Annotated in this window: 18 protein-coding genes; 6 read left to right on the top strand and 12 right to left on the bottom strand. The window is 72.0% G+C overall.

From position 1 onward, the window contains the following. Positions 1–26 precede the first annotated feature (26 nt). The 6 genes from ACWBNA_RS22280 to ACWBNA_RS22255 all read right to left on the bottom strand — a co-directional run bounded on the left by ACWBNA_RS22280 (position 27) and on the right by ACWBNA_RS22255 (position 7,466). Entirely contained in the window at positions 27–1,478 is a 1,452-nt protein-coding gene (locus tag ACWBNA_RS22280) for an aldehyde dehydrogenase family protein (RefSeq protein WP_482706202.1), read from the bottom strand. Then, positions 1,475–3,205, bottom strand: a complete 1,731-nt coding sequence (locus ACWBNA_RS22275) for an N-acyl-D-amino-acid deacylase family protein (protein WP_482706201.1) — start codon at positions 3,203–3,205, stop codon at positions 1,475–1,477. The genes ACWBNA_RS22280 and ACWBNA_RS22275 overlap by 4 nt, the downstream gene beginning before the upstream one ends. Before the next feature lie 94 nt (positions 3,206–3,299). After that, positions 3,300–4,418 carry an LLM class flavin-dependent oxidoreductase gene (locus ACWBNA_RS22270; protein WP_482706200.1) on the bottom strand — a complete coding sequence of 373 codons (1,119 nt, stop codon included), beginning with the start codon at positions 4,416–4,418 and terminating at the stop codon, positions 3,300–3,302. 122 nt (positions 4,419–4,540) lie between these two features. Next, positions 4,541–5,287: an SDR family NAD(P)-dependent oxidoreductase gene (locus ACWBNA_RS22265; RefSeq protein ID WP_482706199.1), complete on the bottom strand. Its 747-nt coding sequence runs from the start codon at positions 5,285–5,287 to the stop codon at positions 4,541–4,543. 9 nt (positions 5,288–5,296) lie between these two features. Next, positions 5,297–6,226: a TIGR03619 family F420-dependent LLM class oxidoreductase gene (locus ACWBNA_RS22260; RefSeq protein WP_482706198.1), complete on the bottom strand. Its 930-nt coding sequence runs from the start codon at positions 6,224–6,226 to the stop codon at positions 5,297–5,299. A 7-nt stretch (positions 6,227–6,233) separates the two neighbouring features. Next, positions 6,234–7,466 carry an amidohydrolase family protein gene (locus ACWBNA_RS22255; protein ID WP_482706197.1) on the bottom strand — a complete coding sequence of 411 codons (1,233 nt, stop codon included), beginning with the start codon at positions 7,464–7,466 and terminating at the stop codon, positions 6,234–6,236. A 200-nt stretch (positions 7,467–7,666) separates the two neighbouring features. On the opposite strand from ACWBNA_RS22255, the gene afsR reads away from it, so the two are divergent. Further along, on the top strand, positions 7,667–10,732 hold the full coding sequence (gene afsR / locus ACWBNA_RS22250; protein WP_482706196.1) for an SARP-family global regulator AfsR: 3,066 nt from the start codon (positions 7,667–7,669) through the stop codon (positions 10,730–10,732). A 221-nt stretch (positions 10,733–10,953) separates the two neighbouring features. Beyond that, the gene (locus ACWBNA_RS22245; protein WP_482706195.1) at positions 10,954–11,154 is read left to right on the top strand and encodes a hypothetical protein; all 201 of its coding nucleotides are present in this window, start codon (positions 10,954–10,956) and stop codon (positions 11,152–11,154) included. A gap of 154 nt (positions 11,155–11,308) precedes the next feature. On the opposite strand, the gene ACWBNA_RS22240 is transcribed toward ACWBNA_RS22245, so the two are convergent. Beyond that, positions 11,309–12,907 carry a FadD3 family acyl-CoA ligase gene (locus tag ACWBNA_RS22240; RefSeq protein ID WP_482706194.1) on the bottom strand — a complete coding sequence of 533 codons (1,599 nt, stop codon included), beginning with the start codon at positions 12,905–12,907 and terminating at the stop codon, positions 11,309–11,311. A 97-nt stretch (positions 12,908–13,004) separates the two neighbouring features. Here ACWBNA_RS22240 and ACWBNA_RS22235 point away from each other — a divergent pair, with 97 nt between their 5' ends. The 3 genes from ACWBNA_RS22235 to ACWBNA_RS22225 are packed head-to-tail and all read left to right on the top strand — an operon-like array spanning position 13,005 to position 15,355. Further along, positions 13,005–14,162 carry a lipid-transfer protein gene (locus tag ACWBNA_RS22235; RefSeq protein WP_482706193.1) on the top strand — a complete coding sequence of 386 codons (1,158 nt, stop codon included), beginning with the start codon at positions 13,005–13,007 and terminating at the stop codon, positions 14,160–14,162. Between the two features lie 3 nt (positions 14,163–14,165). Further along, positions 14,166–14,585, top strand: a complete 420-nt coding sequence (locus ACWBNA_RS22230) for a Zn-ribbon domain-containing OB-fold protein (protein ID WP_482706192.1) — start codon at positions 14,166–14,168, stop codon at positions 14,583–14,585. Then, a complete protein-coding gene (locus ACWBNA_RS22225) occupies positions 14,564–15,355 on the top strand; it encodes an enoyl-CoA hydratase/isomerase family protein (protein WP_482706191.1) in 792 nt (263 codons plus the stop codon). The genes ACWBNA_RS22230 and ACWBNA_RS22225 overlap by 22 nt, the downstream gene beginning before the upstream one ends. Before the next feature lie 7 nt (positions 15,356–15,362). Here the strand turns inward: ACWBNA_RS22225 and ACWBNA_RS22220 are convergent, their stop codons facing one another. The 3 genes from ACWBNA_RS22220 to kbpA all read right to left on the bottom strand — a co-directional run bounded on the left by ACWBNA_RS22220 (position 15,363) and on the right by kbpA (position 19,279). After that, positions 15,363–15,905 carry a hypothetical protein gene (locus ACWBNA_RS22220; RefSeq protein ID WP_482706190.1) on the bottom strand — a complete coding sequence of 181 codons (543 nt, stop codon included), beginning with the start codon at positions 15,903–15,905 and terminating at the stop codon, positions 15,363–15,365. A gap of 88 nt (positions 15,906–15,993) precedes the next feature. After that, positions 15,994–18,351, bottom strand: coding sequence for a protein serine/threonine kinase AfsK (gene afsK / locus ACWBNA_RS22215; RefSeq protein WP_482706189.1), 2,358 nt, complete (start codon positions 18,349–18,351; stop codon positions 15,994–15,996). A gap of 190 nt (positions 18,352–18,541) precedes the next feature. Next, on the bottom strand, positions 18,542–19,279 hold the full coding sequence (kbpA, locus tag ACWBNA_RS22210) for an AfsK-binding protein KbpA (RefSeq protein ID WP_482706188.1): 738 nt from the start codon (positions 19,277–19,279) through the stop codon (positions 18,542–18,544). A 134-nt stretch (positions 19,280–19,413) separates the two neighbouring features. Here kbpA and ACWBNA_RS22205 point away from each other — a divergent pair, with 134 nt between their 5' ends. Continuing rightward, positions 19,414–20,049, top strand: a complete 636-nt coding sequence (locus ACWBNA_RS22205; protein ID WP_482706228.1) for a TetR family transcriptional regulator — start codon at positions 19,414–19,416, stop codon at positions 20,047–20,049. Positions 20,050–20,142: 93 nt separating this feature from the next. On the opposite strand, the gene ACWBNA_RS22200 is transcribed toward ACWBNA_RS22205, so the two are convergent. Next, on the bottom strand, positions 20,143–20,613 hold the full coding sequence (locus ACWBNA_RS22200) for a nitroreductase family deazaflavin-dependent oxidoreductase (protein ID WP_482706187.1): 471 nt from the start codon (positions 20,611–20,613) through the stop codon (positions 20,143–20,145). After that, positions 20,610–21,794 carry an acyl-CoA dehydrogenase family protein gene (locus tag ACWBNA_RS22195; RefSeq protein WP_482706186.1) on the bottom strand — a complete coding sequence of 395 codons (1,185 nt, stop codon included), beginning with the start codon at positions 21,792–21,794 and terminating at the stop codon, positions 20,610–20,612. Before ACWBNA_RS22195 ends, ACWBNA_RS22200 begins: the two co-directional genes overlap by 4 nt. Positions 21,795–21,855 lie beyond the last annotated feature (61 nt).

Below are 21,855 nucleotides of genomic sequence, written 5' to 3'. Positions count from 1 at the left end.
TCCGGCCCCATCACTGCGAGCCTGCCTCACCCCGGCCACACGATCGCCTGCACCTCGCTGTACGCGTGCAGCGCGTACGAGCCCACGTCCCGACCGACCCCGCTCCTCTTGAACCCGCCGAACGGCGCCTCCATGTTCCGCCCGACCGTGTTCACGCCGACCCCGCCGGCCCGCAGTCGCCGGGCCACCCGGAAGGCGCGGGCGACGTCCGCCGACCAGACGTAGTCGATGAGCCCGTAGTCGGTGTCGTTGGCGAGTTCCACCCCCTCCTCCTCTTCGTCGAAGGGGACGACCGACACGACCGGGCCGAAGATCTCCTCGCGGGCCACGCGCATGTCGTTGGTGCAGTCCGCGAGGAGGGTGGGGGCCACGTAGAAGCCGCGTTCCAGTGGCGGCCGTTCGCCGCCCGTCACCACCACCGCGCCCTCCTTGCGGCCGAGTTCGACGTACGACTCCACCCGGTCCCGGTGCGCGGACGAGATCACCGGGCCGACCACCGTGTCCGGCTCTCGCGGGTCGCCCACCTTCAACCGGCCTGCATACGCGGCCAGTTGCTCGACGAGACGGTCGTACACCCCTCGCTGCGCGAGCACCCGTGTCGGCGCCGTGCAGATCTGGCCGCTGTAGAAGGAGAACGTCGTCCCGATGCCGGCCACCGCCGACCTGACGTCCGCGTCGTCGAAGACGACCGCCGCGCCCTTCCCGCCCAGCTCCATCAACTGGCGCTTCATCCCCCGCCCGCACACCTCGGCGATGCGCTGTCCGACCGCCGTGGAGCCGGTGAAGCTCACCATGTCCACGTCCGGGGACTCCACGGCCGCCTCCCCCACCTCCACCGACCGTCCGGAGACGACGTTCACCACTCCCCGCGGCACCCCCGCCGCCTCCAGCGCCTCCGCCATCCGGTAGACGGAGAGGGGATCCTGCGGGGCGGGTTTCACCACCACCGTGTTGCCCATCGCGAGCGCCGGGGCGACCTTGCCGGCCGGGTTGGCCCAGGGGTTGTTGTACGAGGTGACGCAGGTGACGACGCCGACGGGCTGGCGTACGGCCAGCGCGCCCATCACCGCCGCCCGCCCCATCGGCCCGGCCTCGTTGATCTGCGGCGGGATCGCCCACTCGGCGGGCTCCACGCGCGCGTAGCGCCGGAAGCGGGCGGCGGCCACGCCGACCTGCATCCCGCGTGCCGTACCCGTCGTCGCCCCGGTCTCCGCCCGGGCCAGCTCCGCGTACGGCACCAGGCGGTCCCGGATGATGTCCGCGGCGCGCGCCAGCACCGCAGCCCGTTCCTCCGGTGGCGTACGTGACCACGGCCCGAAGGCCTCGCGGGCCGCGGCGCAGGCCGCGAGCACCTGATCCCGCGAGGCCTCCGGCGCCCGGCCGACGGTCTGTTCGGTCGCCGGGTCGACGACCTCGTAGTGACCGCCGTCCGGCTCGACCCAGGCACCGCCGACGAACAGCCGCTGTCCCTCGGTCACCTGGTCGCCACCGTCCGGGTGTCACGGCCCGAGCGCAGCACCTTGCCCGGTACGGCCCCGCTCACCGCGTCGTCCCGGATCGCCTCGACCCCGTTGACCCACACGGCCCGTATCCCGATGGCCTTGGAGTCCAGCCGGGGGCTGTCTCCCGGCAGGTCGTGCACCAGGGTGGCCGTGCCCGCGGCGATGCGCTCCGGGTCGAAGAGGACGAGGTCCGCATGCCAGCCCTCCCGTATCCGGCCCCGCTCCCGCAGGCCGAAGAGCCGTGCCGGATCGTCCGTCAGCATCTTCACCGCCTGCTCCAGGCCCACCAGCCGCCGCCCGCGCAGGCAGTCCCCGATGAAGCGGGTGGTGTACGGGGCCCCGCACATCCGGTCCAGATGCGCCCCGGCGTCCGACCCGCCGAGCAGGACGTCCTCGTGCTGCCAGGTCTCGGCGCGCAGGGACCAGGACGCCGGGTCGTTGTCGGTCGGCATGGGCCACAGGACCGTACGCAGTTCGTCGGCGGCGCAGATCTCGACCAGGCACTGGAACGGGTCCTGCCCGCGTTCCGCCGCGATGTCCCGCACCACCCGCCCGCTCAGACCCCGGTTCGCCTCGCTGTACGTGTCGCCGATGACGTACCGCCCGAAGTGCGCCAGCCGCCGGAAGACGCCCGCCTCCTTGGACCCGGCGCGCTCCAGCATCTCGGCCCGGACGGACGGATCGCGCAGCTTCTCGATCCGCTCCGGGACGGGCAGGGCGAGGATCGGGCCCCACCCGGGGATGAGGTTGAGGGCGCAGAAGGTGCCCAGGGACATGTTCATCGGCGTGAGGATCGGCATGGTGAGCGCGACGACCCTGCCGCCCGCCTTCCGTGCCCGCTCGCTCGCGAGGAGCTGCCTGGGCACCCGCTCGGGGACGGCCGCGTCGATCGTGAGGACGTTCCAGTTCAGGGGGCGTCCGGCCGCCGCGCTCATCTCGGCGAGCAGGTCGATCTCCGCGTCGCTGAACTGGTCGAGACAGCCGGCGACGATCGCCTCGATCTGCGTGCCCTCGTGGTCCCCGACGGCCCGCGAGAGCGCCAGCAGTTCGGCGGGCAGCGCGTGCCGGGAGGCGACCGGCTCGCCGTCGCCGTCGGAGTGGGTGGAGGACTGGGTGGTGGACAGGCCCCAGGCGCCGGCGTCCATGGCCTCGTGGAACAACCGGAGCATCGCCGCGAGTTGCTCCTCGTTCGGCTGTCCGCCGATCGCGTCCGGTCCCATGACGTACCGCCGCAGCGCGCAGTGCCCCACCATGAACCCGGCGTTGACGGCGATCCGCCCCTCCAGGGCGTCCAGGTACTCGCCGAAGCCGTGCCAGCTCCAGGGCGCCCCCTCCTCCAGCGCGACCAGGGACATGCCCTCGACCTTGGACATCATGCGGCGGGTGTAGTCGGCGTCCTCGGGGCGGGCCGGGTTCAGGGGCGCGAGAGTGAACCCGCAGTTGCCGGCCGCGACCGTGGTCACCCCGTGATTCAGGGACGGCGTCGCGTACGGGTCCCAGAACAGCTGGGCGTCGTAGTGCGTGTGCGGGTCGACGAAGCCGGGGGCGAGGACGAGCCCGTGCGCGTCCTCGGTGGTCCGGGATTCTTCGGTGATCTTCCCGACGGTCGCGATACGACCGTCCCGTATCCCGACGTCGGCGGTGTACGAGGTCGCGCCAGTCCCATCGACAACGGACGCGCCTTTGATGACGTGATCAAGCATGAGGCTCACCTCCTGGTTCGCGGTGGGACTATCTGCCTAGGGGCGCGGGGAACTGCGCGACCAGCCCTCACGAACCCGCAGCCGCCGACGACGCTCAGACACTCCTCCGGAACCGCGACGTCCGATGCACAGGATCCGTGTCGATCTTCGGAATCACGTGCTCCCCGATCAGCCGGATCGTCTGCAACGTCTCCTCCTTCGGCACCCCCACCGGCAGCCCGAAGCTCAGCTGATCGGCCCCCGCCTGCTCCCACCGCTTGCACTGCCGGAACACCTCGTCCGGGTCCCCGCAGATGAGCAGTTCCTCCTCGATGAGGAGCTCCACGAACTCCGCGGTGTACTCGGGCAGGGTCTCCGGCCACACCGGGAACCCCTCGGGACGGGGAAACGTGTCGTGGTACCGGAACACCAGCGAGGGCAGATAGTGCAGCCCGCCCCGCACCGCGATCTCGATCGCCTCGGCGTGCGTGGGCGCGCAGATCGCGGTGGTCGTCACCATGACGTTGTCGTTGACGAAGGCGCCGATCGGCTCGGCGTCCACGACCGCCGTCTTGTACTGCTCGAGCACCCACTCCATGTCGGAGACCTTCTGCACGCTGAAGCCGAGCACCCCGAGGCCCTTCCGCGCGGCCATGGCATACGAGGGCGGCGACCCGGCGGCGTACCACATCGCGGGGTGGGACTTCCCGTACGGCTTGGGGAGCACCTTCCTCGGCGGGAGCTGCCAGTGCTTGCCCTGGAAGCCCACGTACTCGTCCTGGAGCCACATCTTCGGGAACTCGGCGATGGTCTCTTCCCAGATCTCCTTGGTGTAGTTCATATCGGTCACACCCGGTATGAACCCGAGGATCTCGTGCGAGCCGGCGCCCCGTCCGCTGCCGAACTCGAAGCGGTTCCCGGTGAGATGGTCGAGCATGGCGACCTTCTCGGCGACCTTCACCGGATGGTTGACCTGGGCCAGCGGGTTGAAGATGCCGGAGCCGAGGTGGATGCGTTCGGTGGCGTGTGCGAGGTAGCCGAGGAAGACGTCGTTGGCGGAGAGGTGCGAGTACTCCTCCAGGAAGTGGTGCTCGGACGCCCAGGCGTACTTGAAGCCCGACCTGTCCGCCTGGATGACGTACTCGGTCTCCTCCATCAGCGCCTTGTGCTCGGCCAGCGGGTCGGTCTCGGCGCGCTTGCCCACGTATCCCTGTACAAAGAGCCCGAATTCCAAGGAGGTTCACCGTCCCCGGTTCTGGTTTTCATGGTTTCCCACATGGTTTCTGACGTACCGTCAGATTTGCTTGCCGCCGACTGTGGCACCGCGGGCATGGACCGTCAATAGCTGATGAACAGTCAGACGACGCTCACGCCGGCGAGCCAGCCCCCGTCGATCACGAACGGCTGCCCCGTGATGTAGGAGGAGTCCTCGGAGCTGAGGAAGAGCGCGAGCCGGGCCACCTCCTGCGGCCGCCCGATCCGCCCGAGCGGCACGAGCTTGCGGTACAGCGCGTCCGTCGCTCCCTCGGGGGCGGCACCCGGATTGCTCATCGCGGTGTCGATGGCTCCCGGACACATGGCGTTGACCCGTATCCCCCGGTCCGCCAGCTCCAGTGCGGCCACCCGCGTGAGCCCGACGATCGCGTGCTTGGTGGCCGCGTACGCCCCCACGTACGCCATGCCCGTCACCCCGGTGTAGGAGGCGGTGTTGACGATCGTGCCCCCGTCGGACATCCGGGATGCCACGGTCCTGATTCCGAGGAAGCAGCCGACCTGGTTGACCCGCAGGACCGTCATGAAGTCGGTGAGGGGCGTGTCGAGGAGGCTGTTGAAGCGGAGGATCCCGGCGTTGTTGACGAGACCGTCGACCCGGCCATACGCCTCCACGACGGTGTCGACGGCCGCCGCCCACTCCTCCTCCCGCCCCACGTCGAGGTGCACGTACAGCGCCCCGATCTCCTTCGCGAGGGCCTGCCCCTGCTCGTCGAGCACATCCGTCACGACGACCTCGGCGCCCTCCTCGCGGAACAGCCGCGCCTCCTGCTCCCCCTGCCCGCGCGCCGCCCCGGTGACGATCACGACGCGTCCGTCCAGCTTGCCCATGCGGCCTCCTCAAAGGTGCGGGGCGATCTCGACCCCGAACGCGGTCATCTGGTCGGTGAGTTCGGTACGGCTCCGGCTGCGGAACCGGACCTGGATCTGGTCGACGCCCATCGCGCGGTAGGCGCGCAGGGACTCGGCGAGTGCGTCGGGCGGGCCGGTGAGCGTGCGGCGCCCGACGTTCCAGCTCGGGGTGCCGAGGTAGAGCGGTTCGGCGATGGCGCCGACGGTGAAGGTCCCCTGCACGGCGGCCTCTTCCCTCAGGGTCCTGATCCGCTCGATCCGCGCGGGCAGCCGTTCGCGCGGGTCGCCCTGCGGCAGCCAGCCGTCGCCCCTGAGCGCGGCCCGGCGTACGGCGGCGGGTGAGGAGCCGCCGACCCAGAGGGGGACGCGGGTCTGGGCGGGCCTGGGCCGCTGGCCGAGGTCCTGGAAGTCGTAGAACGTGCCGTGGTGTTCGGGGAACTCGTCCGGCCCGAGCGCCTTCTTCAGTGCGTCGACGGACTCGTCGAGCACGGCTCCCCGCTGCCGGAAGTCCACACCGAGCGCCTCGAACTCCTCCGGGACGTGCCCGGCACCCACGCCCAGGACCAGCCGCCCGCCGCTCAGCCGGTCGAGGGTGGCGTACTGCTTGGCGGTCAGGAGCGGGTGCCGCAGCCCGACGACGGCGACGTGACTGAGCAGCCGTACGCGCTCGGTCGCGGCGGCCAGGAAGGCGAGCGTGGCCACGGGGTCGTACCAGACCGTGCTCATCGCGGGCGCGAGCCGGCGCGGGATGGCGACGTGGTCGCAGCAGGCGACGTAGTCGAAGCCCGCCCGGTCGGCGCTGCGGGCGATGTCGAGGAGGTCGTCGGGTCCGGCGGCGGCCTCCCACGGTTCGGCGTAGAGAGTGCTCTGGGACTGGACGGGGAGCTGGATGCCGTACCGGATCATCCCTTCGCTCATGCCTCGATCACCTCGGACCGTCCCAGAGTCCGTCCGGGGTCAGTTGGAGCAGGTCGATGGCGTTCCCTCGTACGATCCGCTCCACGACCTCAGGGTCCAGGTGCCCCATCTGGGCCTCGCCGACCTCCCGTGACTTCGGCCAGGTCGAGTCGGAGTGCGGGTAGTCGGTCTCGTACAGGACGTTCCCGACTCCGATGGCGTCCAGGTTCCGCAGCCCGAAGGCGTCGTCGAAGAAGCAGCCGTAGACGTGCTCGGCGAACAGCTCGGACGGCGGCCGGTGGACCTTGTCGGCGACTCCGCCCCACCCGCGGTTCTCCTCCCAGACGACGTCGGCGCGCTCCAGGATGTAGGGGATCCAGCCGATCTGGCCCTCCGCGTACATCACCTTGAGGTTCGGGAAGCGCTCGAACTTGCCGCTCATCAGCCAGTCGACCATCGAGAAGCAGCAGTTGGCGAAGGTGATGGTGGAGCCGACGGCGGGCGGTGCGTCGGCGGAGGTGGACGGCATGCGGCTGCTGGAGCCGATGTGCATGGCGACGACCGTGCCGGTCTCGTCGCAGGCGGCGAGGAAGGGATCCCAGTCGTCGGTGTGGACGGACGGCAGCCCCAGGTGCGGGGGTATCTCGGAGAACGCGACCGCGCGGACACCGCGGGCGGCGTTGCGGCGGACCTCCGCGGCTGCCAGTTCGGTGTCCCAGAGAGGGATGAGGGTGAGCGGTATGAGGCGGCCGTGCGCCTCGGGGCCGCACCACTCCTCCACCATCCAGTCGTTGTAGGCCTGGACGCACAGGAGGCCGAGCTCGTGGTCCTTCGCCTCCGTGAAGGTCTGGCCGCAGAAGCGGGGGAAGGTCGGGAAGCAGACGGCGGACTGGACGTGGTTGACGTCCATGTCGGCGAGGCGGGCCGGGACGTCGTACGACCCCGGCCGCATCTGCTCGTAGGTGATGACCTCCAGCTTGATCTCGTCCCTGCTGTAGCCGACGGCGGTGTCGAGGCGGGTGAGGGGGCGGTGCAGGTCCTCGTAGACCCACCAGTCGCCGATGGGGCCGTCGTCGCCCGGCCTGCCCATGACGGGCTTGAAGCGGCCGCCGAGGAAGGTCATTTCCCTGAGGGGGGCGCGGACGGTGCGGGGCCCGGTGTCGAGGTACTTCTTCGGGAGCCGGTCCTGCCAGACGGTGGGGGGTTCGACGGTGTGGTCGTCGACGGAGATGATCGGAGGAAGAGGTGAGTTGGTCTCCATGGGGGCACGGTAGCGCCGATCTGACGGGCCGTCAGCTAGTGGGATGGGGCTTCCGGGTTCCCGGGCGGGTGGGGAGAGAGCGTGAGGGCCTTGTGATATCCCGCGCGCCCAGCTGTGATCGGTCTCTCCACAGCTGACGCATCTGCCATGAACAAGGCAAACTGGCGGGGTGGCTCAGGACATCTAGGGGGACGACGGCGATGGACGGTGTACCGCGAGTGCCGGAGGTACCGCGTGTACCGGAGCAGAGGCGGCGTCCCGGCTTCCCCGAGGAGGGGGCGGTGGTGTCGGGTACGGGCGTGCGGGGGGCCGAGGCGGCGACCCTGACTCAGGGATCCGGCGGACCCGGGGCTGCCGAAGTAACCGCCGTGGCACTGCGCTTCGGGGTGCTCGGCCCGGTGCGCGCCTGGCGGGGCGAGGAGTCGCTGAGCACCGGTTCTCCCCAGCAACGCGCCCTCCTGGCCGCCCTGCTGCTCCGCGAGGGCCGCACGGCCACCGCCGCCGAGCTGATCGACGCCCTGTGGGGTGAGGAGCCGCCCTCGCAGGCACTGGCGGCGCTGCGGACGTACGCCTCCCGGCTGCGGAAGGTACTGGACCCCGGCGTCCTGGTGAGCGAGTCCGGCGGGTACGCGGTCCGTGGGCTGCGCGACGGCGCGCTGGACCTCTCCGTCGTCCAGGACCTGGCGGCCGAGGCGGAGAAGGCCCGGTCGGCCGGAGACCTGTGCCATGCGCGGGACGTCCTGGACCGGGCACTGGCCCTCTGGGACGGTGAGGCACTGGCCGGGGTACCGGGCCCGTACGCGGAAGCGCAGCGGGTCCGCCTGGAGGAATGGCGGCTCCAACTGCTGGAGTCCCGCCTGGACATGGACCTGGACCAGGGCTGCCACGCGGAGGCGGTCTCGGAGCTGACGGCGCTGACGGCGGCGCATCCGCTGCGGGAGCGGCTGCGCGAACTGCTGATGCTGGCGCTGTACCGCAGCGGACGCCAGGCAGAGGCGCTGGCGGTGTACGCGGACACGCGCCGCCTGCTGGCCGACGAGCTCGGCGTGGACCCACGCCCGGGACTGCGGGAGCTGCAGCAGCGGATCCTTCAGGCCGACCCCGGCCTGGCCGAACCGTCGGCGCCCAGGGCGGAGCCGGCCGCCGCGCCGGTACGCCCGGCCCAGCTCCCCGCCACCGTCCCGGACTTCACCGGCCGGGCCGCCTTCGTCTCGGAACTCGGCGAGGTACTGGCCCTGGCGGAGGGCCGGGTCATGGCGGTGTCGGCCGTGGCGGGCATCGGCGGCGTCGGCAAGACGACCCTGGCGGTCCACGTGGCGCACCAGGCGCGGGGGGCGTTCCCCGACGGCCAGTTGTACGTGGACCTGCAGGGCGCCGGCGCGCGGGCGGCGGAGCCGGAGACGGTACTCGGCTCCTTCCTGCGCGCACTGGGCACCGCCGATTCCGCCATCCCCGACTCCCTGGAGGAACGGGCGGCGCTGTACCGCTCGATGCTGGACGGCCGCCGGGTCCTGGTGCTGCTGGACAACGCCCGCGACGCCGCCCAGGTACGCCCGCTGCTCCCCGGCATGGAGGGCTGCGCGGCCCTGGTCACCTCCCGGGTCCGGATGGTGGACCTGGCGGGGGCCCACCTCGTCGACCTCGACGTGATGTCCCCGGACGAGGCCCTGCAACTGTTCACGAAGATCGTCGGCGAGGAACGCGTGCGCTCGGAGCGCAAGGCCGCCCTGGACGTCGTGGCCGCCTGCGGGTTCCTGCCGCTCGCGATCCGCATCGCCGCGTCCCGTCTGGCGGCCCGCCGCACGTGGACCGTCTCGGTCCTCGCGGCGAAGCTGGCGGACGAACGCCGTCGCCTGGACGAGCTGCAGGCCGGCGACCTCGCGGTGAAGGCCACCTTCGAACTCGGGTACGGGGCCTTGGAGCCCGCGCAGGCACGCGCGTTCCGGCTGCTCGGGCTGGCGGACGGACCCGACCTCTCGCTGGCGGCGGCCGCGGCGGTGCTGGACCTGCCGGTGGAGGAGACCGAGGACCTGCTGGAGTCCCTCGTCGACACCTCGCTGCTGGAATCGGCGGCGCCCGGCCGCTACCGGTACCACGATCTGGTCCGGCTCTACGCGCGTGCCTGTGCGGAGCGGGACGAGTGGCCGCCCAGTGAGCGGGAGGCGGCGATGTCCCGGCTGCTGGACTTTTACCTGGCCACCGTCGCGGGGGTCTACCTGATCGAACGGCCCGAGGACCGGCTCGTGGACCACCTGGAGCGCACCGCGTACCCGGGGCTGACCTTCTCCGACCGCCACGCGGCCCAGGACTGGCTGTACGCGGAGGCGGTGTCCCTGCTCGCGTGCGTACGCCAGTCCGCCCGGCCCGCGACGCTGCGGCGCGCCGTCGACATCCTCTGGGCGGCCGTCGACCTGGCCGAGTCGGGCGCCAACTCCAAGGAGTACGAGGCCGTCGCCGGGCTCCTGCGGGACGCGGCGCAGGAGGCCGGGGACTCCCGCACGGAGGCACGGGCGCTGACGATGCTGGCCTTCGTCCACCACATCTCCGGCAGCAGGTTCGACGTGGCCGTCCAGGAGGCCGAGCGGGCCACGAAGCTGGCCCGGGAGGCCGACGACCCGCTCACGGGCTGCTGGTCGTCCAACATCAGCGGTGTGGTCGCGCTGTACCAGAACCGGCACCAGGAGGGCGAGGAGCACTTCACCCGCGCCATCGGGAGTTTCCGGGCCGTCGGCGACCGGCCCGGCGAGGCCAGCGCCCTGTGCAACCTGTCCCGCATCCATCTGGCCACCGGCCGGACCGAGACCGCGGTGGCGATGGCCCAGCAGGGCGCGGCGATGTACGACGACATGGGGCACGCCCTCAGGGGCGCCAACGGCCGGTACGCGCTGGGCCTCGCCCTCACCCAGAGCGGGAAGCTGTCCGAGGCGACCGAGTGCCTGCACCAGGCCCTCCAGGTGTTCCGGGACAGCCGCCAACGCCTGTGGGAGGGCATGACCCTGTTCCGTCTCGCCGAACTCGACCTCGCCGCGCGTCGCCCGGCCAAGGCCGCGGTGAACGCCGAGACGGCACTGACCCTGCTGCGCGGCATCGGCGGCGAATGGCGGCGCGGAAACGTCCTGACGGTGCTGGGGCAGGCGCTCGACGGGATCGGGCAGCGCGACCGGGCGCAGGTGTGCTGGCGTGAGGCGCTCGACATCTTCGAGGCGTTGGGCTCGCCGGAAGCGGCCGAGGTCAGGGGCCTGCTGAAGCCGACGGCCGTCGTCTGAGGCGGTGGCGCCGGCCGACCCGCGGTCCGCGTTCATCATTCGTTTATCGCCGCCCGGCACTCTCGATCCTGTCGAGCCGTCGCGTCGGGGGGCAGGCGGAGCGACGAGCGGCCGGACCTCTTAGGGTGAACCGGCCCAGCGGATCCGTCCGGCAACCCTCGGGGGAGTTGCCGGACGGATCCGTCAGTCCATCGCACAACACTGTCAGGGGAGTCAGCGACATGACCGACGAGAACAGCACCGACAACGTCCACGCCACGGACGAGCCGACCGGTGACGCCACGACGGACAACGTCCACGCCACCAGCGAGCCCATCAGGACCAAGAACGTGCACGCCACCACCGAGCCGCTCAAGGTGACCGGCGAGGACACGGGCGACGCGTCGACGGACAACGTGCACGCCACCGACGAGCCGGTCTGACCAGACCTTCCCGGACGGGGGATCGACCGCGGCGGCGCGGAGGGGAGGCCGCCGCGGTCGAGGCATGTCCAGCCTCCGCATTTGGACATGCCGTGACCGCGCGGGCCGCGCCGACCCGTCCCGGCGCGCACGGCCTCCACCGTCCCCTCCGCCCCTACCGCCCCCGCAACTTCCCCTTCACGACCTTCCCCCCGGCGTTCCGAGGCAGCTCCGCCAGGAACTCCACCGACCTCGGCACCTTGTAGTTCGCCATCTCGCGTCGCGCCCAGGCGATCAGGTCGTCCCCCGTCAGCACCGCCCCGGGCCGCCGGACCACGAACGCCTTGCCGACCTCCCCCAGCCGGGGATCCGGTACGCCGATCACCGCCACGTCGGCCACATCGGGGTGCAGGCCCAGCAGTTGCTCGATCTCCGCCGGGTAGGCGTTGAAGCCGCCGACGATGAACATGTCCTTCAGACGGTCGGTGATGCGCAGGTTGCCCGCCTCGTCCAGCACGCCCACGTCTCCCGTGCGCAGCCAGCCGTCCTCCCCCAGTACCTCCGCCGTCGCGCCCTCGTCGTCGTAGTAGCCGCGCATGACGGTGAAGCCGCGGACCAGGACCTCGCCGGGGACACCGGGCCCCGCCGTCCGTTCCCCGGCGTCCACCACCCGCACCTCCGCCCCCGGTATCGCCCGGCCCGACGTCGACGCGATGACCGAGGGGTCGTCGCCGCGGCGGCACATCGTGACGATGCCGCTCGCCTCGGACAGGCCGTAGGCCGTGAGGACCGTGCCCACGCCCAGTTCGCCCCGCAGGCGCTCGACCAGGCGCAACGGCACCACCGCCGCGCCGGTCACGACCAGGCGCAGGGCGGAGAGGTCGTGGGCGTCCCTGGCCGGGTGGTCCAGCAGCGACTGGTGCAGGGTCGGCGGGCCGGGCAGGACCGACACCCGTTCCGCCGCGATGTTGGCCAGCACGGTGTCGACGTCGAAGACCGGCTGGGGGATCATCGTCGCGCCCCGCATCAGGCAGGCGATCACGCCCGCCTTGTAACCGAAGGTGTGGAAGAACGGGTTGACGATCAGGTAGCGGTCGCCCTGCCGCAGACCGGCCAGGTCGCTCCACACCTCGTACGCCCGCAGGGTCTGCGCGTGGGTGATCACCGCGCCCTTGGGCCGGCCGGTCGTACCGGAGGTGTAGATGATGTCCGAGGGTGCCGAGCCGGGGATCGCCGACGCCCGGGCACGGACCCCGGCCTCCCCCACCGCGTCGCCGCTCGCCAGGAAGTCCTTCCAGGTGCGGAAGTCGGCCGGGGCGTCGTCGGACAGGACGACCACCTGCTCCAGTGCCGGCAACCCCGGCAGCACTCCGTCACCCGCCCCCTGCCCCGCCGCCCTGCGCAGTGACGCCACGTACGACGTCCCGAGGAACGTGCCCGTCACGAACAGCAGCCGGGCGCCGCTGCGTCGCAGGACGTCCGCCGCTTCCGTCCCCTTGAAGCGGGTGTTCAACGGCACCAGGACCGCGCCCGCCGAGACCGCGCCCAGGGCGGAGACGATCCAGTCGAGGGTGTTCGGGGCCCAGATCCCGACCCGGTCGCCGGCCGCGACGCCGTTCGCGAGGCACGCGGCCGCCGCGCGGTCCACGCGGGCGCCCAACTCGCCGTACGAGATCCGGGTACGGCCGTCCACCACCGCCTCGACGTCCGGGTACCGCTCGGCCGCCCACCTGACCAGCCCCGGAATGCTGCCCCACTCCAAGTCACCGCGCACGGGAGGCCTCCAGTCCCACTAGCTGACTACCCGTCAGATTAGCTGTACTCTGACGGTCTGTCAGCCGCCCAGCGAGCGTGTGGAGGTAACGCCCAGCATGGCCGGAGCAGCAGGAATCAAGGACGCCACCGCCATCGTCGGCATCGGTCAGACCCCCTTCGCCAAGCACCTCCCCGAGGACGAGAAGACCCTCGCCTGCCGTGCCGTACTCGCCGCTCTCGACGACGCCGGGATCGCGCCCGGTGAGGTCGACGCCCTCGCCTCGTACACGATGGAGGAGACCGACGAGGTCGAGCTCGCGAAGGCCGTCGGCTTCGGTGACCTCACCTTCTTCAGCAAGATCGGGTTCGGTGGCGGCGGTTCGTGTGCCACCGTCGCCCATCTCGCCGCCGCCATCGCGACGGGACAGGCCACCGTCGGCGTCGCCTGGAGGTCGCGGAAGCGGGGGTCCGGCCCCCGGCCGTGGAAGAACACCACCGCCCAGCTCCCCACCCCCGCCCAGTGGACGCGGCCCTTCGGTCTCCTGCGGCCGGTGGACGAGATAGCCATGCTCGCCCGCCGTTACCTGCACGAATACGGCGCCACCCGCGATCACCTCTTCAACGTCGCCCTCGCCTGCCGGAACCGCGCGAACCAGAACCCCGCCGCGATCATGTACGACCGTCCCCTCACCCGGGAGATGTACATGACCTCCCGCTGGATCAGCGAGCCCCTCTGCCTCTTCGACAACTGCCTGGAGACCGACGGGGCGTTGGCCTGCGTGATCGTCAGCAGGGAGCGGGCCCGGGACTGCCGGCGCAGACCCGTCTACGTCCACTCCGCCGCCCAGGGACTCCCGGCCCAGCACCACGGCATGGTCAACTACTGGAACGACGACCCGCTCACCGGTCCCGCCTGGACGGCCGCCCGGCACCTGTTCAAGCACGCGGACTTCACGCCCCAGGACGTCGACGTCGCCCAGATCTACGACGCGTTCACGCCCCTCGTACCGCTCTCCCTGGAGGGCTACGGCTTCTGCGACCGCGGCGAGGGCGGCGCCTTCACCGAGGGCGGCGCCCTGGAGATCGGCGGGCGGCTGCCCCTGAACACCGGGGGCGGCGGACTCAGCGAGGCGTACGTCCATGGCTTCAACCTGATCAACGAAGGCGTGAAGCAGCTCCGGGGAACCAGCACGGCCCAGGTCCCGGGCGCCGCCACCTGCCTCGTCACCGCGGGCGAGGGTGTCCCCACCTCCGCCCTGCTGCTGAGGAGCTGACCCGTGCTGACCCCCGTCACCGACGCCGACGGCGCCCCCTTCTGGCAGTACGCCGCCCAGGGCGAGCTCCGCGTCCAGGCCTGCGCCGACTGCGGCGAGCCGCGCTTCCCGCCCCGCCCGTGCTGCCCGCACTGCCGGTCCTTCGCGAGCGAGTGGCGGGCGATGTCCGGGCAGGGACGCGTCTGGTCGTACGTCGTTCCGCATCCGCCGCTCCTGCCGGACTACGCGGCGCTGGCGCCGTACAACGTCGTCGTCGTCGAACTCGCCGAGGCACCGCGCATACGGCTCGTCGGCAACCTGGTCAGCGAGCCCGGTGCCCCTCTCGACTCCCTTGATCCGCACGACATCCGGATCGGCGCCAAGGTGTCCTTCGCGTACGACGGGGCGACCGGGCTCCCGCAATGGATCCCGGAGCGGTCGTGAGCGTGCGCGTCGACGCCGACCAGGACACCGGCGTCGCCGTCGTCACCCTCGACCGGCCGGACAGGCTCAACGCCATCGACCTCGCCATGGCCGACGAACTCAGGAACGTGTGGCGCAAGTTGCGGTTCGACGACTCGGTGCGGGCCGTCGTCCTCACCGGCGCCGGGGAGCGGGCGTTCTGTACCGGGATCGACCGGGACGCCGTGGTGCCGCAGCCGACGTCGCCGTACATGCAGGACGATCCGCTGCTCACGGTCGGGCCGAAGGCGAACGACCTGTGGAAGCCGGTCGTGGCAGCCGTGTCCGGGATGGCCTGCGGGGGCGCCTTCTATCTGCTCGGCGAGTCGGAGTTCGTCGTCGCGGACACGACCGCCACGTTCTTCGATCCGCACACCACCTACGGCATGGTCAGCGCGTACGAGTCGGTGCTGATGGCGCAGCGGATGCCGTACGGGGAGGTCGCGCGGATGGCGTTGATGGGCACGGCCGAGCGGATCTCCGCGCGGCGCGCCCACGACATCGGGCTGGTCTGCGAACTCACCGAGCCGGGAGGCGCGTTGGCGGCGGCGACCGCCTGCGCCGCCGTCATCGCCGAGTGTCCGGCCGAGGCCACCCAGGGGACGGTCCGTGCGCTGTGGGCGGCGAAGGAGGCGGCGCGGGCGCAGGGGTTCGCGCAGGCGCCGCATCTCATCTCGCTGGGGAACCTGCCCGCCGAGCGGCAGGCGGAGCTGTTCGCCGGACGGCGAAGCGGCAGGTTCCGGTCGCGTTGAGCGTCCGTCAGCCGGCGGGCGCGTACGGGTCGGGGTCGCAGTGGTCGACCTTGGCCGCCAGGCCCGGGCTTGCCAGGGGCACCCGCACCTTCACCTCGTCGTTCGCGGTGACGTACTCGTCCACGCTCCGCACGTCCACCTGCTCGGATGCGGCGTCGAGGAACCTGACGGTGACGGTGAAGTAGGCGGCGCGGGAGTTCGGGTTGGAGACCTCGACCGTGGCGTACGCGTCGTCCTTCGTCACGCAGCTCACCAGCTTGACCCTGGCGTCCGTCAGCCGCTTGGAGGTGCTCGTGGAGGAACTGCCGGAGGAGCTTCCGGTGTCGTTGTAGTCGTCATCGTCGTCGTGGTCGCGGTAGGTACTGCCGCCGGACGTCGACGACGAACTGTCGTGGTTCTGGCTGGAGCTGCTGCAGCCCCCGCCTCCGCCGTCGCTGCTGCCACTGCTGCCGCTGCTGCCGTGACCGCGTCCCGATGAGAACCCGGTGAGCGACAGCACGACCAGTACCGCCACCGCTGTGAACTTGATCCTGCGTCCCCGTAGATGCATGCCGTCACTCTACGCAACGCCTGTCACGGTCATGTCACCGCGTGGCGATGGGCGCGTACCCGGCGTAGCCGGGCCGGTTCCCGCCGCGTCAGGTGGCCCTGGCCGTCCCCGTCCCCTTCTCCGCGTCCAGCGCGTACACGCACCGGTCCTTGCTGCACGCGTACACGACCCCGTCCTTCACGACCGGGGAGCCGGTGATCTCGCCGCCCGTGGCGAGCTTCCACCGCAGACGCCCGTCGTCGGCCTTGAGGGTGTAGAGCAGGTGGTCGGTCGAGCCGAAGTGGATACGGCCCTCCGCGACCGCGGGGGCGCCCACGATGTCGCCGCCCGCCTGGAAGCGCCACTTGGGCGTGCCGGTGACCGCGTCCAGGGTGTAGAGCCCCTTGCCGCTGCCCACGTGCACGTGCCCGGCGGCCACCAGCACCGAGTCGACGGAGGACCGGGCCTCGGTGGCGATGCGCCAGCGGTCACGGCCGTCGGTGGCGTCCAGGGCGTAGACCGTGCCGAGGTAGTCCGCCAGGTACACGCCCCCGCCGGTGACCGCGGGGCCCGGCACGAAGGTGGGCGCGCAGAGGAAGACTGCCGGGGCCTCGAAGTGCCAGCGGACGTGGCCGCTCACCACGTCGAGCGCGAGAACCCGGGTGCCCGCGGACACGTAGACGTGGCCGTCGTGCGCCTGGGCCACCCGGACCGGTACGCCGCCGCAGGAGGCCGCGTCGCCGATGGGGTACGACCAGCGCTCCTCGCCCGTGCGGGCGTCCAGGGCGCGCAGGCGGCCGTCGTGCCAGACGTACACCGTGCCCTCGTGCAGGGTGGGTCCGGCCTCCGGGGACTCGAAGTCGGTCTGGCAGCCGGCGAGCTCCCACAGCTTCTGGCCGCCGGAGGCCTCCCAGGCCTGGACGCCGCCGCCGCGGGTCCCGGTGATCACGGTTCCGCGGTCGGCCTTGAGGGAGTACACCCAGGCGTCGGTGGACAGCCGCCACAGGTCCCCGCCCTCGCGGGCGTCGAGGGCGAACAGGGTGGGCCCGTCGGAGGCGTGGATCCGGCCGTCCGCGACCGCCATCGACCAGGCCACGTCCCGCGTCTTGAAGCGCCGGCGGCCGGTGGCCACGTCCAGCGCGTGGACCTCGAAGGAGGTGACGTAGACGAGGTCGCCGGCGACGGAGGGGGTCCCCCAGACGTCGTTCGACATGCGGAAGCGCCAGGGGCGCCAGCCGGCCGCGGTCTCCGCGGGCACGGGAGGCGGCGCCGGTACGGCGGGGTCGGCGCCGTTGACGCCGGGGCGGGGCCTGGACCAGGAGGCGACCAGACCGGCCTCCGGCGGGGGCGCCTTCACGGCGGCGGCGCGGGCGTCGGCGACGCGCGGGCCGGGCCCGATGGGCACCTGGGCGCCCGCGAGGCGCACCGGGCCGGTGTCGGGGGCGGCGGACACGGACACGGGGCCCGGGACCGGCCCCGGGACCACGGGGTCACGGGACGGCGGGGGCGGGACGGGAGCGACCCGTCCGCCGCCGCTGCGTCCGCCGCTCTGCGGCTGCTGCACCGGCGGCCGGCCGCCGCGCCGCGTCTCGATGAGGCCCACGGCACGCTCGGGCAGCCACGCCGACGCCGTACCGCTGTCGTCGGAGCCGGAGCCGAAGAGGTGGGGGGCCAGCTGGGACTGGAGGTCGGCCGGGTTGGGGCGGGCCGTCGCCTCCATCTGCATGCAGGACTCGATGAGGGGGCGCAGTTCGTCCGGGAGGCCTTCGAGGTCCGGCCCCTCGCGGAGCAGCATGAACACGGTCTCGACGGGGTTGGCGCCGTGGAAGGGCGGGTGGCCGGTGGCGGCGAAGACCAGCATGGAGCCGAGCGAGAAGACGTCGCTCGCGCCGGTGACGCTGCGGGAGTCCTTGGCCTGCTCGGGGGACATGTAGGCGGGGGTGCCCACGGCGACGTTCGTCATCGTCAAACGTGTGTTCGATACGCCGGACGCGATACCGAAGTCGATGACCCGGGGGCCGTCCTCGACCACCAGGACGTTCGACGGCTTCAGGTCCCGGTGCACCAGCCCGGCGCCGTGAATCGACTGCAGGGCTTCCGCCACGCCGGCCGCCAGCCAGCGCACCGCCTGGGCCGGCATCGGCCCGCACTCGTTCACTATCTCCTCGAGCGAGGGCGCGGGGACGTACGCGGTGGCCAGCCACGGCACGGCCGCACGCGGATCGGCGTCGACCACGGCCGCCGTGTAGAAGCCGGAAACGGCCCGGGCCGCTTCCACCTCCCGGGTGAAGCGGACGCGGAAGAGCTGGTCCTCGGCGAGCTCCGTCCGGACCGTCTTGATCGCCACGCGTCGCCCGGACGCCGAGCGCGCCAGATAGACCAGCCCCATGCCGCCGGCACCCAGCCGTCCCAGCACCTCGAACGGCCCGATGCGCCGCGGATCGTGCTGCGTCAGCTGATCCACCACTTGCCTGCCACCTCCCCGTACGGGCCGCGTCATGCCACATGTGTACGCGACCCCGTGCAGCGTCTCACCACCGCACCGCCATGGCGGCACGCACCCCGATTCTTCCTGGCCCGGCCGCTGGTTGCGAACCCGGAAACAAATGGGGTGTCTCACATCAAAGCAGCATTCTTCCTCGCGCCGGCCGTGCGCTTCACCGCTCCAGCAGCGCGAACGACGCTCCCTGATTGTCGGTGACGACGGCCACCCGCCCGTACGACGTCTCGAAGGGCGGCGCCTGGGCGCGTCCGCCGAGCCGGTTCACGGTCCCGAGGGCGGCCGTGCAGTCCTCGACGCCGAAGTGGACGAGGAAGTGGGGCGGCATCTCGGCGGGAAAGACGTCCAGGACGGGGGCGCGGCCGAAGTCGGGCCGGGCCCCGGGGCCGAAGAGGGCCTCGTGGAAGAGCCCGCCGTAGAAGGTGTTGGCGGCCTCGGTGTCCCGGGTGTACAGCTCGGCCCAGGCGAAGGTGCCCGGCTCGTGCCGCCTGCCGAAGCCGCGGTGCGTGCCGGGCTGCCAGAGGCCGAAGACGGCCCCCTCCACGTCGGTGACCAGCGCGGCCGTGCCCAGGTCGCCGACCGGCACGGGCGCGGTGACGACCTGCCCGCCGGCCGCCCAGACACGGTCGGCGAGTCCTTCGACGTCCGGGGTGGCGAAGTACACCGTCCAGACGGTGGGCAGCCGGCCGTCCGCCTTGCGGGCGAGCGCGGCGACGGGCTCGCCGTCCCTGAGGGCCCGCGTGGATCCGCCGTACGCCTCCTCGAAGGTCCATCCGAAGAGCTCACCGTAGAACCGCTTGCCCGCCTCGACGTCGGGGAGCTGTGCGTCCACCCAGCAGGGGACGCCCTCTCCGTAGACGTCCTCTCCGTACCCGGATGCCCTGTTTTCGGCCATGCCGCCAACGTAACGGCGTCTCCCGCACCCCGCAGACCAGGCACACCCGTCCCCGCCCGCCCGTGCACCCCATTTGCAGTCGGCCGAATCGCGCTCCCATCACCCCTCGGTAAGCTGACGACATGACAGGACAAGTGCGTACCGTTGACGGCCGCGTGGCCGGTCGGCGTGGGCAGGCGACCCGGCAGAAGCTGCTCGACTGCCTCAGCGAGATGCTCAGCTCCTCCCCTTACCGGGACGTCAAAGTCATCGATGTCGCCCGGAAGGCGGGGACTTCGCCCGCGACCTTCTACCAGTACTTCCCGGACGTCGAAGGCGCCGTCCTGGAGATCGCCGAACAAATGGCCGCCGAGGGCGCCGGGTTGGCCGAGTTGCTGGCGGGCCGCTCCTGGGTCGGCAAGGCCGGCTGGCAGACCGCCCAGGAACTCGTCGACGGCTTTCTGGAGTTCTGGCGCCGCAACGACGCGATCCTCCGGGTCGTCGACCTCGGGGCCGCCGAGGGCGACAAGCGGTTCTACAAGCTCCGCATGAAGATCCTCAACTCCGTGAACAACTCTCTCTCCGACGCGGTGGCCGAACTGCAGGCCAAGGGCAGGGTCGACAAGGATGTCAACCCGGCGGCCGTGGCCGGTTCGATCGTCGCGATGCTCGCGGCCGTCGCCTCGCACCAGAAGGGGTTCCAGACGTGGGGTGTGAAGCAGGCTGAACTCAAGCCGAACCTCGCGTTGTTGGTGCACCTCGGCGTGACCGGCAAGAAGCCGACGAAGTAACTCACATCCTTTGTACGGTCCCCAAGTCCTGTCTGGCAGGCGGTAGTTCACTCGGGTGGGCTACCGCCTGCGTGCTGTAAGAGAGTCCGGGACTCACCTCCGTACGATCCTGAAGAGCCGTATCTCCCGCTCCACCCGCCTCTGGTACGTGGCGTACGGCGGCCAGAAGGCCAGTACCGCCGTCCAGGCGGCCGCCCTCTCCTCCCCCTCCAGCAGCCGGGCCGTGACGGGGACGTCCTGCCCCTTCCAGCTGACCGTGGCGTCCGGGTGGGCGAGGAGGTTGGCGGTCCAGGCGGGGTGGCCGGTCCGGCCGAAGTTGGAGCCGATCAGGATCCAGCTCTCGCCGCCCCCCTCCGGCATGCAGGCCAGCGGCGTACGCCGGGCCTGCCCGCTCCTGGCCCCGGTCGAGGTGAGGATCACCCCCGGCAGCAGCTGGGCGCTGAGCAGGAACTTCCCGCGGGTCAGCCGGTGCACGGCACGGTCGAGCGCCGGGATCACGTGGGGCGCGACCTTGGCGAAGCCCCGCGTCGACGACACCTTCTGGACCACTCGCTCACCGATCACACCGCCACCTCCACGCTCGCGAAAAGGTGCGCCGCGTCGGCGGCGTGCGCCCGGAGCCGGTGCGCCGGCCCGAACAGCAGCTCGTCGCCACATGCGCGCTTGAAGTACAGGTGAGCCTCGTGCTCCCAGGTGAAACCGATACCGCCGTGCAGCTGGATGGCCTCCGCGGACGCCGACCGCAAAGCCTCCAGAGCCTGGGCGAGGGCAAGCCCTCCCACTCGCTCTCCGTGCGCCGCCGCCCACGCCGCGTAGCAGGCCGCCGAGCGGGCCGCCCGCACCTGTACGTAGACGTCGGCGAGCCGGTGCTTCACCGCCTGGAAGGACCCGATCGGGCGTCCGAACTGTTCCCGCTGCCGCACGTACCCGACGGTCAGCCCCAGCGCCTGGTCGGCGGCACCGACGGCCTCGCCCGCGAGGACGGCGGCGGCGCCGTCGCCGACGGCGGCGAGGGCGGCGAGCACGTCCGCCTCCTCGTCGCCCAGCAACTCGGCCTCCACGTCCCGCAGCTGGACGCGCGCCTGCGGCCGGGTGGCGTCCAGGGTGGTCTGCCGGGTCCGCACGAGCCCGGCCGCGTCCCCGCGCACGAGGAACAGCAGCGTCCGCGAGCGCGCGAACCCGCCCGCGTGCGCGGCGACCAGCAGAAGCCGCGCACTGTGCCCGTCGAGCACCTGGTCTGCCTGCCCGTACAAGCGCCAGCCGTCCCCCGCCCGCCTGGCCTGCACGCCCCCGGCCCGGCCGCCGCCCGCCCAGTCGCCGGCGTTGTCGCCGGTGAGGGCGAGGGCGGTGGCGAGGCGGGTGCCGGGTACGGCGAGGGTGGCGGTGAGCGTGCCGGAGGCGATCCGCGGGAGCAGCTCGGCCCGCTGGGCGTCCGTGCCGAGGGCGAGCAGCAGCGGGGCGACGAGGGCCGCGGTGGCGAGCAGGGGCGAGGGGGCGAGGAAGCGGCCCGTCTCCTCGCAGGCGAGGGCGAGTTCGGTCACCGAGCAGCCGACACCGCCGTAGGTCTCGGGGAGGGCGAGGCCGGGCAGCCCGAGGCGTTCGGCGAGGGCGGTCCACAGGGCGGGGTCGTGTCCGGCCGGGGTGTCGACTGCGGCCCGGAGCTCGGCGGGCCCGCAGCGCGCCCGCAACAGCTCGTGGAGGGTACGGCGGATCTCGTCCTGCTCGGCGGTGAAGCCGGCGTCCATGGGGCCCTCCTCGAAGCCGTCCGTCACCGGATCCCGATCCGGATCTGACGGTCCGTCATAT

It is taken from the genome of Streptomyces sp. Q2 (genome assembly GCF_056820935.1).
Note: the sequence above shows the minus strand (reverse complement) of the source record. Positions and strands in the feature narration are given on the sequence as shown.

Coding starts and splice junctions, on each gene's coding strand:
- afsR (WP_482706196.1), top strand. CDS start 7,667: ATGGACGGTGTACCGCGAGTGCCGGAGGTACCGCGTGTACCGGAGCAG.
- ACWBNA_RS22225 (WP_482706191.1), top strand. CDS start 14,564: ATGGATCCCGGAGCGGTCGTGAGCGTGCGCGTCGACGCCGACCAGGAC.
- ACWBNA_RS22245 (WP_482706195.1), top strand. CDS start 10,954: ATGACCGACGAGAACAGCACCGACAACGTCCACGCCACGGACGAGCCG.
- ACWBNA_RS22255 (WP_482706197.1), bottom strand. CDS start 7,466: ATGGAGACCAACTCACCTCTTCCTCCGATCATCTCCGTCGACGACCAC.
- ACWBNA_RS22220 (WP_482706190.1), bottom strand. CDS start 15,905: ATGCATCTACGGGGACGCAGGATCAAGTTCACAGCGGTGGCGGTACTG.
- ACWBNA_RS22275 (WP_482706201.1), bottom strand. CDS start 3,205: ATGCTTGATCACGTCATCAAAGGCGCGTCCGTTGTCGATGGGACTGGC.
- ACWBNA_RS22265 (WP_482706199.1), bottom strand. CDS start 5,287: ATGGGCAAGCTGGACGGACGCGTCGTGATCGTCACCGGGGCGGCGCGC.
- ACWBNA_RS22260 (WP_482706198.1), bottom strand. CDS start 6,226: ATGAGCGAAGGGATGATCCGGTACGGCATCCAGCTCCCCGTCCAGTCC.
- ACWBNA_RS22195 (WP_482706186.1), bottom strand. CDS start 21,794: ATGGACGCCGGCTTCACCGCCGAGCAGGACGAGATCCGCCGTACCCTC.
- kbpA (WP_482706188.1), bottom strand. CDS start 19,279: ATGGCCGAAAACAGGGCATCCGGGTACGGAGAGGACGTCTACGGAGAG.
- ACWBNA_RS22235 (WP_482706193.1), top strand. CDS start 13,005: ATGGCCGGAGCAGCAGGAATCAAGGACGCCACCGCCATCGTCGGCATC.